Origin of the sequence: Cytobacillus oceanisediminis, from assembly GCF_004366035.1 — a bacterium.
Lineage (GTDB): Bacteria > Bacillota > Bacilli > Bacillales > Cytobacillaceae > Cytobacillus > Cytobacillus oceanisediminis_C.
On record NZ_SOEE01000020.1, the window covers coordinates 18,064 to 32,897 of the forward strand.

16 protein-coding genes and 3 pseudogenes are annotated in these 14,834 nt (G+C 36.2%); 15 read left to right on the plus strand and 4 right to left on the minus strand.

Annotation, left to right across the window (positions count from 1 at the left end):
• The first annotated feature begins 422 nt into the window (after positions 1-422).
• Complete coding sequence (locus DFO72_RS27220) at positions 423-626, plus strand: thioredoxin family protein (protein ID WP_208326900.1); 204 nt, start codon at positions 423-425, stop codon at positions 624-626.
• Positions 627-1,173: 547 nt separating this feature from the next.
• Here the strand turns inward: DFO72_RS27220 and DFO72_RS27225 are convergent.
• Complete coding sequence (locus DFO72_RS27225; RefSeq protein ID WP_113885682.1) at positions 1,174-1,467, minus strand: hypothetical protein; 294 nt, start codon at positions 1,465-1,467, stop codon at positions 1,174-1,176.
• 1,184 nt (positions 1,468-2,651) lie between these two features.
• Between DFO72_RS27225 and DFO72_RS27235 the strand changes: the two genes are divergently transcribed.
• From DFO72_RS27235 to DFO72_RS27255, 5 genes are all read left to right on the plus strand, one after another.
• Positions 2,652-2,810 (plus strand): DUF1064 domain-containing protein, encoded by a 159-nt coding sequence (locus DFO72_RS27235; protein ID WP_113885691.1) that lies wholly within the window; start codon positions 2,652-2,654, stop codon positions 2,808-2,810.
• Between the two features lie 165 nt (positions 2,811-2,975).
• Entirely contained in the window at positions 2,976-3,209 is a 234-nt protein-coding gene (locus tag DFO72_RS27240) for a hypothetical protein (protein ID WP_113885679.1), read from the plus strand.
• Positions 3,210-3,316: 107 nt separating this feature from the next.
• The gene (locus tag DFO72_RS27245; RefSeq protein ID WP_113885678.1) at positions 3,317-3,622 is read left to right on the plus strand and encodes an IDEAL domain-containing protein; all 306 of its coding nucleotides are present in this window, start codon (positions 3,317-3,319) and stop codon (positions 3,620-3,622) included.
• A gap of 4 nt (positions 3,623-3,626) precedes the next feature.
• Positions 3,627-3,809 (plus strand): hypothetical protein, encoded by a 183-nt coding sequence (locus tag DFO72_RS27250; RefSeq protein WP_113885677.1) that lies wholly within the window; start codon positions 3,627-3,629, stop codon positions 3,807-3,809.
• A gap of 43 nt (positions 3,810-3,852) precedes the next feature.
• Positions 3,853-4,104 (plus strand): hypothetical protein, encoded by a 252-nt coding sequence (locus tag DFO72_RS27255; protein WP_113885676.1) that lies wholly within the window; start codon positions 3,853-3,855, stop codon positions 4,102-4,104.
• A 910-nt stretch (positions 4,105-5,014) separates the two neighbouring features.
• On the opposite strand, the pseudogene DFO72_RS27265 reads toward DFO72_RS27255, so the two are convergent.
• Positions 5,015-5,537 (minus strand): annotated as a pseudogene (locus DFO72_RS27265) (Rrf2 family transcriptional regulator).
• A 187-nt stretch (positions 5,538-5,724) separates the two neighbouring features.
• Here DFO72_RS27265 and DFO72_RS30205 point away from each other — a divergent pair.
• The 5 genes and pseudogenes from DFO72_RS30205 to DFO72_RS27290 form a co-directional block, all read left to right on the plus strand.
• Positions 5,725-5,931: pseudogene (locus DFO72_RS30205) on the plus strand (FMN-dependent NADH-azoreductase); the annotation flags it as partial.
• 185 nt (positions 5,932-6,116) lie between these two features.
• A complete protein-coding gene (locus tag DFO72_RS27275; protein ID WP_113885675.1) occupies positions 6,117-6,755 on the plus strand; it encodes an FMN-dependent NADH-azoreductase in 639 nt (212 codons plus the stop codon).
• A 782-nt stretch (positions 6,756-7,537) separates the two neighbouring features.
• Positions 7,538-8,497, plus strand: coding sequence for an ABC transporter substrate-binding protein (locus DFO72_RS27280; RefSeq protein WP_113885674.1), 960 nt, complete (start codon positions 7,538-7,540; stop codon positions 8,495-8,497).
• A 73-nt stretch (positions 8,498-8,570) separates the two neighbouring features.
• Positions 8,571-9,578 (plus strand): FecCD family ABC transporter permease, encoded by a 1,008-nt coding sequence (locus tag DFO72_RS27285; RefSeq protein ID WP_113885673.1) that lies wholly within the window; start codon positions 8,571-8,573, stop codon positions 9,576-9,578.
• Positions 9,575-10,528 (plus strand): FecCD family ABC transporter permease, encoded by a 954-nt coding sequence (locus DFO72_RS27290; protein ID WP_113885672.1) that lies wholly within the window; start codon positions 9,575-9,577, stop codon positions 10,526-10,528. The genes DFO72_RS27285 and DFO72_RS27290 overlap by 4 nt, the downstream gene beginning before the upstream one ends.
• A gap of 142 nt (positions 10,529-10,670) precedes the next feature.
• On the opposite strand, the gene DFO72_RS27295 is transcribed toward DFO72_RS27290, so the two are convergent.
• Positions 10,671-12,104 (minus strand): PLP-dependent aminotransferase family protein, encoded by a 1,434-nt coding sequence (locus DFO72_RS27295; RefSeq protein ID WP_113885671.1) that lies wholly within the window; start codon positions 12,102-12,104, stop codon positions 10,671-10,673.
• A 150-nt stretch (positions 12,105-12,254) separates the two neighbouring features.
• Here DFO72_RS27295 and DFO72_RS27300 point away from each other — a divergent pair, with 150 nt between their 5' ends.
• The 4 genes from DFO72_RS27300 to DFO72_RS30210 all read left to right on the plus strand — a co-directional run bounded on the left by DFO72_RS27300 (position 12,255) and on the right by DFO72_RS30210 (position 14,667).
• A complete protein-coding gene (locus tag DFO72_RS27300) occupies positions 12,255-12,632 on the plus strand; it encodes an FMN-dependent NADH-azoreductase (protein WP_243856290.1) in 378 nt (125 codons plus the stop codon).
• A 660-nt stretch (positions 12,633-13,292) separates the two neighbouring features.
• Entirely contained in the window at positions 13,293-13,736 is a 444-nt protein-coding gene (locus DFO72_RS27305; protein ID WP_113885670.1) for a carboxymuconolactone decarboxylase family protein, read from the plus strand.
• A gap of 177 nt (positions 13,737-13,913) precedes the next feature.
• Entirely contained in the window at positions 13,914-14,303 is a 390-nt protein-coding gene (locus DFO72_RS27310) for a nitroreductase family protein (RefSeq protein ID WP_113885669.1), read from the plus strand.
• Between the two features lie 169 nt (positions 14,304-14,472).
• Positions 14,473-14,667: an IS3 family transposase gene (locus DFO72_RS30210; RefSeq protein ID WP_432207048.1), complete on the plus strand. Its 195-nt coding sequence runs from the start codon at positions 14,473-14,475 to the stop codon at positions 14,665-14,667.
• Positions 14,668-14,672: 5 nt separating this feature from the next.
• Here the strand turns inward: DFO72_RS30210 and DFO72_RS27320 are convergent.
• A pseudogene (locus DFO72_RS27320) lies at positions 14,673-14,834 on the minus strand (Rrf2 family transcriptional regulator); the annotation flags it as partial.

The following is a 14,834-nucleotide window of genomic DNA, read 5'->3' on the forward strand; positions in this document are numbered from 1 at the left end:
TACTTAGAAGAGGCAACGCTGCAAAAAGCTTTCGAGTTAAACTATCAGGCGCATTCAGAATGCACAAATTACGAATTAAAGCCAGAAAAAAACACGGTAATCAACTTAATATTAAAAAAGCTAGACATTATTGAATCGAAGTGGGATTGGTAACCACTGTTTATATTCTATCGTTGGGTTCCATTACGAGTAGTTAAGTTAGTAAAAAGGAAATGTCAGGTCATGAAAAAATTCATGTGATATGAAATGTATCAAGATAATGATATTGTTCAAAACTATACTGTATTAACAAAATTGAAGTGATGGAGGTTTAAAACATGGCAAAAACGATTACAGCAGAAGAGTACCAAGAGCTAGCTACTTCGATAAACAAACCAATTGTTCTTGAATTTGGGGCTGACTGGTGACCAGGATGCAAAAAGTTGAGGCCGGTGGTCTCTAGCGTATCTGAACAGTTAGATTCCGTTAATTTTTATTACGTAGATGTTGATGATTCAAAAGGTCTAGCTGAACAGTTTGGGGTTCAAAGTATTCCAACTTTAGTGTTAATAAAAGACGGTAAAGAAGTTAACCGTTCTGTAGGGTTTGATCCAGAGGAGCAGGTGAAAGAATTCGCTCAGTTATAGATTATTTTTTTAAGAGGCCATGAGTCAAAATGAACTGACCTCTTAAATGAGACAGCGAAAAAGCATCAATTGTGCTACCTGTTCCTTAAACTCAACAGGGACAGGTAGTTTAATTTTACCTGAAGTCGTTTGGTTATTAAGATTGATGTATATTTCAATTTTTTTCCTTTTAAATCCACCTTTCCTTTTTTCTTTCGGTTTTCCAGAAGCAGGATTGATGTATTTTATCCTGTATTTCCGCGAGTTTCCTCTTTTTCTGTAACTAGCCGCTTATATCACTCTTTATCTAGAATAAACGTTTTTATTTTGTTGAAAAGAAAAGCCAAAATAGGGCATTTATGAACTTTCATAGGCGATACCCTCATTTTCATTTCCCTCGAGTCGATGCGGATCGCTTGGTCCAGAAGTGTCCATGAAAGTTTGTGATTCTGCTTTTGTGCTAAAATCACAGCAAGCTCAGTCTGGTCCGCTAGGATCACATACTAGGTTTGATGTTGATTGTTGGTCGAAACTGAGAAAGACCCGAGCCCTATTAAGCAGATGATGCTTAAAAATCACCTTGGATATACCAATCTGGAAGCATTTCTGTACATATAGGCTTGGAACTCCTCACTTTTGACTGATAATAATTATTGTGTTTAACCGGCTTAACATTCTTGGTTGCTTCCTTGGCAAGATCTTTGGCCACCAAAGATTTGTATTGGTCTGTAATGTATTTCTCACAATAATCTAAGACTTTAATTGCTCCCTCAGGCTGACGCTCTCTGAATTTCTCAAAACATTGTTCAAGCAATTTGATTATTTGTGGCAGCGGCATACCACTGGCGACAATCCGGACCATTACTTCATAGTCTTTAGTTGAAGGATATGTAGTGCGTTCTCTAGCATGGTTCGTAACTCTATGAATCTTTCAGCAATGATAACTACAGAGGCATCTCCTTTAGTATTAGTAATATTATTTATCTATGTAATATCTATGTTAGAGAGTGGGACAAAAATGTTCACTCTCTCTTTGTTGTATTTTTTTGAGTTGTTAGGATATACCCATTAGTAGCTCGGGTGATCTTTATATAACCATGGGCTTCCAGATCATCTGATCCACCTTAATCCGGTCCATTCCCCTAACTCCAAATGGTTCAAGCAAGCTCAGAATTGAAATTAGATCAAAAATGTTTAACGCAGATCTGGTCCTAAATGGATATGCCGAACTCTCTACTTATACATCAGATGATAATAATGTGAACACTTTGTTAAATCTTCCATAGGACGGTTTATGGGCATTTGGAGAGAATGGAACAACAAAAAGAAATTTAGATGAATTAGAAAATGCAGCAGATAGTTCCAACATTACAACTTCGAATAGCTCTAATAATGATTCATCGACAAGTGTTTCATAGAGAATACCCATGCTTTCAGCTTCCCCTGATCTCATTTTTTAAGTTTTTTATTCCACTCAGCCTTATTCCGGGCAAGATTGTTTTCAGTCTTCGAAGGTTTGTCCGACGTAGGTTGATTAGATTCATCAAGTGAATATGGCATATCAAGAATGTTAAGCCAGATACACGTTGCCCTAAATGCCGAGCTAAGAACAGTAATAAGCCACCGCATTGACCTCTTGATACATGAATGTAGAGATTATAATTGATATTGGAATATGTACTCCAAAATCTGCATAGATTGCGGAAAGCCGAATTATTACTACGTAGCTATCGCTAAAACACAGCTCCATATGAAACTTAAAGCCGCAACCTTAGGGCAGCTGCTTACTAAGCGAGATACGAAGACAAGGACGCGGCACAAACTGAACTGAGAAGGGAGATATCCCTTGGAAGCTATGGACCAACCGAAAACGATTATCTGTCTGGGGTGTATCAGGCCACTCACGAGCAAGAAAAGCATCGCTAAGGGGGGATAGGAACCGTTTGTGAAAGAAAGCTCGAGAAACTCAAAAATGAGCGGATGTAGACCAACTGAAAATGGAGTTGAAAGGTAAGGAATGAGCATGTACTACAACGTTAAAACCATCTGGACGACCTTCGATTTGATAGCCAGTCGTATGCGAAATATTACAAGCAGCTGAATTGGTTAAAGCAGGCCAATCAAATTAAATCCTTCAAACTTCAGCAAAAGAAAGGCTGTGAAGAAGGTGCAAAGGGCGCTGTCCGTAATAGACCGACCAAATGAAAAGGGAGTTACCATGCTGCAGGGCATTTGCTTGGTTGATAGCCAATCGGCAGTCCTGGCGAAGAGAAAAGTTATTATCTTTTTCCGAACGGATAAACTCACTATTATGTGTCGAAATTCCCTAATAAGAATGCTTATACTGGATGCTACGAGTGAGGGTGAGCTTTGGCCCGAAGAGCCATAGGCCAGGGAGATAAAGCTACATACGGAAAAAATTTATCATCCCTCATCTGGAGGAGAAAAGGCTATGCGTCTATTGAACTGAATGAATATTACATAGAGTCAAAGTTAACACATGCATATTTCTTTCATGATTGGGAGCTTAAACAGTGCGGCGGATGCTATCCCCATCATTGGTTTGCAGGCTTTGTTGAAGTCAAAGAAGAAATTGAGCGGTAAGTGAGGTAATCGGCCTCGAATTCGAGGAAAACGATCACATTTATAAAGGAAATGTAGTGGGAATTAACGGATATGAGCAATTGTCTATATTCTAGGGGGGCCGGGTCTTGGAAACTAGCAAAAAATCATTTGCAAATGGGGATTGGGTGGAGGTAATTCAAACTCGATTAAAAGGTTTTACCGGCTATATTTTATATCGACTTATAGACGAAGAAGGTTATATAGTGAAACTCACTAAGGATCCAAAAGGATGTCATGTTGAGATAGTTATTTGGATAGGGAGAGAGGTTCTTGCTCCTTTTGTAAGACTGGTTGAAGAAGAAGATCTGCATGCCCTCATTGACCTAGCATTATCTACAAATGATAAACAATGGTTTCTGGAACTTACAGATCAGCTGCCCTTTGGAGGTTGAATAGATGAAAAAAGTATTGGTTTTATTAGTGGTTATTACAACGATCCAGTTAGCTGGGTGCGAAGAAAGCGAGCTGTACTATGAGGGAAAGCTTAGGCCTGAAAGTGAAGTTGAAGAAATTATGGCTGTTAAGCTTGAACTTGAGAATCCTGATATGGACCTGGAAATTGATGTATATGAGGATTAATAAACAAATTCTGTATGTTTCATGAAAATTGGAGGGGAAAAAGATGAAAACATTTATAATATGGCTGTTAGTAACAATAATGTTCACCGGGATGGGAGCCGTTTGTGCAGGTATAGGTTGGATAGCGGCTTGGGTACTGGATGCGGGGCTTGAAATGAATGTAGATTATAATATTTTTATCTTAGTAGCTGTAGGTATTTATCAGTTAAAAGTACCATTCATAATATTCAAATTGTGGACCAAGAAAAAAGAAAAGGAATGGGAAGCAGAGTTTAATCAATTCGGCAAATGGTAAGGCAATTAGATTTATTCTCCTTCGCCCTGGAAGATCAAATCATCGATTTAAACAGGGAGAGGAGATGGAATTTTTCAGAGGCAAGAATCGGGTGCTGATTGTAAGCATAACAAGTACAAGGGCGTTTGTAATTACCAGGGGCCGGACTTCTCTGCTTATGGCCTTCATCTGAATGAAAGAGGCCAGTTTGGTGGATTAGATATTCTGTAGCAAGTATTGAACGGTGTCTGGATAGCCGGGGCTGGAATGAAACACTATAAGCAATGGCGTTACCCTTCTATCATAGGAAGAATACCATGTAAATGCCATATATTATTATTAACAATGCTAATGATATTTGAATAAGTATGTTCATAAATCACCTATTTTCAATGGTGTGGGAGAATTCGAATATGCTCTTACTTGATGAATTTCTACCCGTTTTTTTGAAGATATACATTCTAGAATGCAGCAAGCGCCTAGACTTGGGAGTTTTTGAGTGTGGAATTCGCCATTGCTCGATATATATAAAATTTCCAATAAATTATATAAATATACCTTTAACACGAACAGTTAAGGAGTCGAACTTAAGTCACATATGGAAATATTAGATTCCATTTGGGATAACGCATTATAGAACAGTCATTGCAAATTCGGAAACGATGATAATAGGGGCAAGAAGTTACAGAGACGCCAGAACAAATAGCCGATTATGTAAAAAGCATCCATCCGGGAAACCAAGAATGTGAAAAAGTCTGAAACTACTTTTGCTATCCTTGGTACGGATTATAGATGGAGAGGAAAAAAGGTATGTAGGCTTACTTCAAGATTTTGTAGAACGTAAAGTAGAATCCTTTTGTATCAAGTTTACCGTTAAAAAGGGCTTAAGACCTTCATAAGCTTTAATCATGGCTCTTCTACAATCGAGTGTTTAAGCAGAGTAAGAAAAAATACCAGTCAGTTCGGTAACCTTATAAAACAACTTCAAGAGTACTTTTAATGCACTCTGGTAGTTTATTTTTTGAAGTATTCCTCGAGTATCTATTCTTAGTTTTTCAGGTAAAACAAGGTTAGGCTCCTTATCTAACCATACAAGAGTTTTACCACGGAGAAACTCTTGTATATTTCTTCCGAAAAAGAAGTCTTGGTCTCGATATAGTAGACTTTTCTTTACAATGTTTTTACATTTAAAAACAGGTTTTGCTCCCTCTTCTATTACATCCCAAAAGGAAATATCCTCTGGGGACTTAGCTAACCTAGATCCTCTTACACCAGGGACAGAGTGTATTATATCAGTTTTAGTTACTTTACCGAAAACTTTTGAAAGAAATGTCTCTGAAAGTCATTGGAACCCTCCCAAATCGTATATTCCATCAACTTTCCTTGGAGTGAACCACAATTAAATAAACAAGAGAATGTAATACATTTTCAACCCTGACACTAAAACTGAATATGAACTCAATTGCTTTTGGATTTAAAGGTTGTAAAAAACTGCATCTTAGGAATATTTAGAGTGTTTGATATTTTATTTATTTAATTTGACAAAAATAATTATACCATTTATATTAATGACCTAATCAATCGCCGATCTATTCGGTCTCCAATTATAGACTAAAAATTCATTTGAAAGGAGAAATACAAATGAACAAAACACTTATCATTTACTCACATCCAAAAGTAGATGAATTAATACCTGATAGCGAAGCAACTTGTTCCGATTAATATATGTAGAGTTGTGTGGTGCCTATGATAGATCAAACCGTTTTAAGTTCATGGGAAAAACCTCTAAAAGAAAAAGAGCTAACTCGCCAAGAACAAAAAGTAACGGAGCCTATGTACGAGATTCTATAACAATTTAAAAGTGCAAAAACTGGGCGAAAGGTACTGGCTTTACTAGAACCAAGTGAAGTATTACAAAGAGTTGCTTCAAGATTGGCTACTAAATAAGAAACACTTCAATAAAAAGGAAATGTCAAATTGATCATTAATTTGGCATTTCCTCAATTTAACAAAAGAGGAGAGTTTGGTTTAACATGTCGAAAGTTCTATACATTACTGCTAATCCAAAATCAGTTGAAAGCTCCGTTGGTTATAGAGTAGGACAGGCTTTTCTTAAAGCTTATTACGAATCTCATGTAAATGATGAGATTAAGGAAATAAATTTATATGAGGAGGAATTTCCAATAGTTGATGGCGATATTCTTAATGGCTGGGATAGAATGCGAAGAGGGAGAATTCCATTTTCAGAGTTGAGTCAAGTCGAACAGCAAAAAATCAATGCTCTAAATAAATTTACAGATATGGTAGCGAGCGCAGACAAATACGTATTTGTATCTCCTATGTGGAACTGGGGAATTCCACCACGATTAAAAGCATTTATCGATTCCTTTGTAGTAGTAGGGAAAACATTCCATTACACCGAGAATGGTCCTGTTGGACTTTTGAAAGATAAAAAAGCTATTCATATTCAAGTAAGTGGCGGAATTTACTCGCAAGGACCTTCTGCGGAAATGGATCATAGTCATCCGTATTTAAAACAGGTGCTTAATATCATAGGTATACATAAAGTAGAAGTATTATATGTGGAGGGACATGACTTTGACAGAGAGAAAGCAGATGATATTATTCGCAAGGGTATATCAGATGCAAAAAAGCATGCGAAGGATTTTTAATATGTTTGTTTGACTCACACTCAGTTAGAGGTGAATTGTAAAATCAAAACAATTTTCATTATGTGAGAGAGTATATCGTTTACTTTTATCAAAGACTAGAACCACCAATGGAAAAAGTTCATCACTTAAACAAAAGGAAGGAACTCAATTTGTTGTAGAACAAAATGAAAAGTTAGTAAATAAGGGTATCTATTTTAGATCCTATATTCATCAGCTATATTTAATTTAAAGTTGTCTTAGTCGACAAAATTCATGTTTTTGGCTATGTACCCTTATTAACTCCCGCAGTTTAAAAATTTTCTCACGAATACGCGCTTATTCGCAGGATTTAATCCTCCTACGATTGCATTTAAATGACTGTAAGGACTAGCTTTTGGACATTTGGCTACGTGAACTTCATAGTAAGGGTTCCTCCTGAGTTGAGTTAGAGTTGTGACTTACTCATATCTTACAGAGGAGCCCTTTTTTTATCAAAACTCAAAAATAAAGATTACAGGAATGATAAACTGCCAGTTACTTTAAGTACATTTCTTCGCAATATTTTGCTGAATTTTACTATTGCGCCCACTAAGTTATTCAACAATAACGAAATAGTACCAGTAATTATTTAAAATTAATCTATTAATTAGATGCTTACCTTAAAATGCACTTTTATATTTTTTTCGGATTATTATTGAAATTGGCTGGTTATAAGTTTTTTTAAGTGGATGGTGCCGAATTTAACAATATAGTTTATTATTCTAGTTGATAATAATTATCAATATCATTAATGGGGGATACATATGTTAAAAAAAATCATATTTTTCAGTGGAGTGTTTCTGTTAATTATAACTCTAGTTAGTTGCAGCCAAAGTATTAATAATGAAACTATTGCAGAACCTTCTAATTCGACTAACGTGGATAGTGATCAGCATATCGAAAAAACAACAGTTTCACATGAATGGGGGGACTATCAAATAGAAAAACAGCCAGAAAATATCGTTACCTTGGATTTTTCTTTTCTTGACACATTGACAGCTCTTGGGGTCACTCCAATTGGAAATGCTGGTGTTGGAACCACTAAAATCCCAGATTATTTAACAGATAAGGTAAATGAAGTATCGGATGTAGGTGAACGTAAAGCACCGAATCTTGAAGTGATTCATTCATTAAACCCTGACCTAATCATTGCTAGCGTTGACCGTCACAGTATGATTCAAACAGAATTAGAAGACATTTCTTCAACAATAGCATTTGATGATGCCAACTTTGAACAGATTTTATCAAACGTGAAAAGTATTGGTGCTATCGTTGGTAAGGAGGAAGTTGCGACTCAAGTTATTACTGAATTGGAGGACAAGGTAAATAAAGCTAAGGACACAATCAATAATTCACCCTCGATTTTAGTAGTTGGTTACTTTGATGATGAATTTACAGTATGGGTGGAGAATTCTTTTATTGGTACCTTGTTAAGTGAAATTGGCTTTGAATATGCATTTAATGGAGAAGTCGCCGCTTTAGAGGGTAAAGGAGAAGGAGTCAAGATGACTCTTGAAAAATTACATGAAATCAATCCAGATTACATTATGATTTACGGAGACGATTATAGCAAGTTGAAGTCAAATCCTTTATTTAAAGAATTAACATCTGTGAAAGAAAAGCACTTTCTAGACGTTGACAGAGATCTATGGTCCAGAGCCAGAGGACCAATAGCTGGAAGCAAAATTATAGATGAAGCCCTCTCGGTTATATCTACAAAATAATTAGCTGTAAGATGCTTATTAATGGAAATATAATGTTTCATGTGACTAATAAGGAGAAAATATTATAGAATTTATGATTAAACAACCATCAAATCATAATAAAGTAATTAATTTAATTTTAATTTATAGTTTGTTGTTAATGTTTCTTATTGTCATTTCTTTATTTTCAATTACATATAAGATTGAAGGACTTACATTTGAAACGGTTATTCGTAATGACGATCCCTTGTTATTCTATACTATTTGGAACATTCGAGTTCCTCGCCTTTTATTAGCAATAGTGCTCGGAGCCGCTTTGGCTACTGCTGGTTGCTTGTTGCAAGTGATTACACTTAATTCTCTTTCTGACCCAGAGGTAATAGGAATTAATCAAGGGGCGTCTTGTTTTGCCGTTCTTTCAATTTTGTTATTTAGTGGAAATCAAAACTCATTTGCAATTCTTATCGGGGCATTTGTTGGTGCGAGTATAGTATCTGGAATACTTTTTATACTTAGTTATTACAATGCAAACGATTATTCAAGATTGTTGCTGGGAGGAGTTGCAATCAGTGCTTTTATGGGGGCATTTACAACGAGTTTTATATTATTTTATGAAACTCAGTTGTCAGAAGTACTATATTGGATGGCTGGTAAACTTTCTGGAGCCGAATGGGCTGACAACAAAATAGCTTGGATATTAAATATACCTTCGATAACGATTGCTATTTTTTTTGCTAATAATATTAATCTTCTTGCTCAAGGCGAAGAAATTGCAAGCGGGCTGGGGTTAAAAATAATACGCACTAGACAAATTTTAGGGTTGCTTATCATTATAATGACAGGAAGTTCAGTAGCAGTTGCAGGTCCCATAGGTTTTATTGGACTTATAGTCCCCCATATGGTCAAAAGAATTGTGGGATCTAATCATAAGGTTGTCTTGCCAATGTCAGCATTGTTGGGGGCATCCCTACTTGCAGCTTCTGATTTTGCAGCGCAATGGGTTTTTTCTCCAGTTGAAATACCCGTTGGAATAATAACTGCTTTTCTTGGGGTTCCTTTTTTTCTTTATTTATTGAGGAAAAGAGGAGGGGACTTTAGATGAAAAAGCTTCCTTTTGCTTATATTGTAACAATACTGGTTTTTTTGATTTTGTTTACAGCTTTTATGAGTTTAAAAGTTGGTGCAGTGGATATTTCGTTTTCGAAAATGATTGAGCCTAATAGCTTATCAATAAAATATAGAATGCCTAGAATGATAATAGCTTTTTTAGTTGGTATAAATATGGCGATTGCAGGAGCTATATTGCAAAGTATTACAAAAAATCCACTTGCATCACCAGATATTGTTGGTGTCTCATCTGGCAGTGGTTTAGGTGCCATCATAGTGTTGCTTGTTTTTCCTACCATGTCTGGCATGATAACATTATTCGCATTCTTGGGAGCTATCATTTCTGTTATCATTGTTATTTCACTTTCGTATCAAAAAGGAGAGATTAGACCGCTTCGATTGGTGTTAACTGGAGTAGCAGTGTCTTCAGGTTTTACTGCTATTATCACTTTTTTGATAGTGAAATATGCATTAAATTCTTCTCAAGCTTTAATTTGGTTAAAAGGAAGTTTGTATGCACGTTCTTGGCAACATATTGAATTACTTTGGCCATGGACGCTAGCTGGTTTGGTGATAATAATTTTAAACTACAGATATCTAAATATATTGCAACTGAGCGATGAATCATTAATTGGCATAGGAATGCAAGTTAATCGTACTAGGCTACTAATGCTTGCAACATCAGTAGGACTGGCTGCAAGTGCTGTATCAATTGCAGGAACAATTGGATTCGTTGGGTTAGTTGTGCCTCCATTATCAAAGCTATTAGTCGGAAATGACAGCAAGTATTATCTACCAGTTTCAGGTTTGATTGGAGCTTTACTTGTTATGATTGCTGATTTGGCAGGAAGGGTCGTTCATCCTCCACTTGAAATTCCTGCTGGTATTATAACCGCAATACTAGGTGCACCGTATTTTGTTTACCTATTAATAGCCCGCAAATAAAATTTCTGCAGCCTCTATTTTTAAGAGTTTTTTTTGCGTATATCCTATTTTTACAGTAAGTATGATAAAGGGCAATATTTGATCTGCTAATTGCCCTTTTCCTTGTTAATTGAGAAATGTCCATTCAATTTAACTTTTATGATTACAGTGAAGCCTTAATTGCTGAGGCAAGCCTTGCTATGCCCTTATCAATCTCATTCTCATTAGGTCGAGCAAATGTAAGTCGCATAAAACCTTGTTTAGCTCCATATACACTTCCTGGTACAAATACAACTCCACGTTTTATCGATTCCTCTAGTAAAGTCTTGTCGTCCCTTATTTCCGGAATTACCCTACACCATACATGTAAACCTCCTGATGGAATTCTAAAATCTACAAGTCCACTCAATTCTTTATCTAATGCATTAATCGTTAAGTCTAACTTTTTAGATAAATTTAATGTTAACTTTTTTATGTGAGGTTTGAAATAATGGGAAGCTATAAATCGAGAAGCAATATGCTGTGGTATGATATTAAATCCCATATCTATTTGACGTCTAACATCTGAAAGTTTTTTTATAACAAGTTGAGGTGCGACTACCCAGCCGATACGCAAACCAGCAGCAGCAATTTTCGATAATGATCCTATGTAAAGAATATTCGTTGTCGAATCCGACGCCTTGAGTGAAGAAGGTTGCTGATTATCAAAAGTGGCCAGACTATACGAATCTTCTTCGACAATTGGCAATCCCAGCTCGCGAGCAATTTCAAGCAACACATCCTTTCTTGAAGGAGATAAAGTGGTACCTGTAGGATTTTGATAATTTGGATTAACAAACAGCATTTTAACTTTATATTTTCTATAAAAGTAGCTTATCTCTTCAGGACAAATACCATTTTCATCCGTTGGAACACGATATATCCTCAACCCAGCTGATCTAAACATTGGCAATGAAAGTATAAAAGAAGGGTTCTCCACCGCTATAGCGTCTCCTGGAGAAAGTAGACTTTGAGCAATTAAAAAAAGTGATTGTTGAGTGCCTGTAGTTATCAAAATTGACTCTGCAGTTACATGAATATTTTTGTATTCTTTTAAAAAGGAAACCAATGCTTCCCTAAGAGGAAGATATCCTTGCAGCCCATCATATCCCTGATTAGGAAGATAAGAGTACTCTTTTAATATTTGATTTACTTCTTCGGTAGGTACTAAATCCTCAGATAGTTTCCCACTTGCAAAATCAATAATTGATGGGCTTTGAGCAGCATCCCGAGACCTCAGAAGCAAAGGAAGATTCGGCAGTATGTTACCGTTTTCTACATAAGTACCCCAACTAGGAGTATGTAAATTTGACTGGCCAATTCTAATCTGATTAACTTGTGTTCCTTTTCCACGGATTGATTCTACAATACCCTTGGAGCGAAGTTCAGAGTATGCAAGAACTATTGTACTTCGGTTTACACCTAACTGAATTGCTAACTTTCTCTCTGAAGGAAGCAAACTCCCTGGAGGTAATTCGCCATTAGTTATTTTATTTTCAAGTTCATATGAAATTTGCTGATAGAGAGGGACATTACTTTTACGATTTATATTCCACATAGAATCACCCGCATTTTTAGTAATACATTGATATCATACCGTTTTATTAAAAGAACAGCAAAAAAGCATTTTTGAGTTAGATTATGCTAAGCATCCATATGGAAAAGGACAAGAACTAACTAGCTATGAACAAAAAATAGGGGAGCGTATTTGTCTGCGCTCGCTACCATATCTGTAAATTTATTTGTATCTCCTATGTGGAACTGGGGAATTCCACCACGATTAAAAGCATTCATTGATTCCTTTGTAGTAGTAGGGAAAACATTCCATTACACCGAGAATGGTCTTGTTGGACATTTGAAAGATAAAAAAGCTATTCATATTCAAGTAAGTGGCGGAATTTACTCGCAAGGACCTCTTGCGAAAATGGATCATAGTCATCCGTATTTAAAACAAGTGCTCAATATCATAGGTATACATGATGTAGAAGTATTATATGTGGAGGGACATGACTTTGACCGAGAGAAAGAAGATGATATTATTCGCAAGGGTATATCAGATGCAGAAAAGCACGCGACGGCTTTTTAATAACTATGTTTGTTTGACTCACTCTTAGTTAGAAGTGAATTGTAAAATCAAAACAATTTTTCAATTTTGGTGGAACTCCGTGAGTTGCAATTAAATGATTCAAGCTGCACTTAAAATTTCCCCAATAGACTAGCTAAAAAGAAGAAGGCTCGGGTGAATATCTTCGTTTATTTAAATAGTTATGAAAACGTTCCTGGAGACTTCACTAGGACGTTTTTTAATATTTAAGCATAAATGTAAGCTAGATAACAGAATCCATTCTTTTTTTTATATAAACTGATTAGAGCTTGTGCAGAGGGATCATCGAAATGCGACGAGCGTAAGAACATGGCGAACCGGAAGTCGAATATTTGGCTACTGTGGATTATCTTCTTCAAATAATGGAATGGACAATCCAAAAAAGTGTTGTTAAGATTGATTTGTTAAAATGGAATGACCAATCCAAAATCAGGAGGTGAAACGAAGTTAATAAAAGTGGAATTCATTTAGGAGAAGGGAATGTTTGTCACAAACGTACCTTAATATGTACAAATGTAACTTTTGGACATATTAATGAACAATTGCAGACCGATATAGAATTTGATTTAAAGAAGGGCAATAAGCTCCGAATCAATTTTTTATTGAATTGAATTGAATAAACTTTTTAAGGAGGAAATAAAATTGACACAAAGAATTGATTATTACAATGTAGCACCAGACGCACTTAAAATCATTGAGAAATTGGATAAGTACACGGTATCCACAGGTTTAGACCGTAAACTTCGTGAACTTATTAGACTTCGTGCTTCTCAAATTAACGGCTGTCCACTTTGTATGTATATGCACACAACAGATGTCCTGAAAATGGGTGAAACAGAAGAAAGAGTATATGGTATTAGTGCTTGGGAAGAGTGTGACTTTTACACAGAAGCAGAAAAAGTAGCTTTAGAGTTGACAGAGCACGTAACGTTAATCCCGACAAAACGTGTGCCAGATCAGCTTTATCAACGAGTACGTAACTACTATGACGAAAAACAGTATGTTGACCTTGTTTTAATCATTAATCAAATTAACACCTGGAATAGAATTGCTATTGCAATGGGGCAAACCGAAATTGAAAAATAAGAACTCTAAGCGATCCTCATGTAGTACTTGTTTCGGATACATTTAATATTATTTTTATCTTCAGAAACCGGGCCCAAACGCCCACTGCCAGCCATTTGGTCGTTAAATTGGCCAGAAGAGAAGATGTATAAGGCATGATTCGGTTTACGTGACCAAAATGATGAAAGACATTCATATATGCCTGAAGAAGTTATGCAAGATCATTTGGGTTTCTACAAATTCTTTGTCGAAACAGAACTAGAAGATAATGACCGTCTCGTTTTTGAATGGTCAATCAAACAAACATATATAGCATTGGGTAACATGATGACAGCCGCGGCTCAAATCGATATTGATTCCTGTCCGATCGAAGGTTTTGATAAAAAGCAGTTGACCTCTATTTTACAAAATGAGGGTATCATTAAGAACGCTAACGATTTCGGTGTATCCTGTATGGTCGCTTTCGGATATCGGCAAACGGATCCAGACAAAATCTCGATGAAATTGTTGAGTGGCGCTAAACTTAAGATTAGCATTAGAGGACATGTTTTGATAATAGGTTGGATGAGTTTAAGTGGGGGTTGCTAACTGCAACTCCCTTTTTATTATGTGTTAACGACGGGGCAGATTCAAAAAGGGGTATGTAAACGATTCTGGATCTCAGGCGCATCTATGGAAAACAACAAAGAACTATCAAGGGTAGCCACTCTCGAAAAGGAAACTACCTGGATAATGCCTGTGTAGAATCGTTTTTCTCATACCTCAAAAGAGAGAAGTTGTATATAGACAAGTGTATCCAGAAGAAGAGATAGAGAAAGCCCTTGAGAATTACATCTCTGATTACAATTACAAACGAATACAAAAGAAACTAAAGAAACGCGCGCAGACGCAGATTGAATATCGAAACACGCTCGCTGCTTCTTTTTTATGTTGTCTACCTGACAGGGGCTAGACCAATTAAAGGTTGCTCGAAAAATATTTCCTTGTATTTTCACGTATTTGTTTAGGTAAGACACGATCTAGTTCTTCATTTAACCATGAAAGATTTTTACCACGCAAGAAATCACGCATTTTTTCTTCCGCAGAGAGCATAACTAAATTGATGGTGCAAGAGGACGG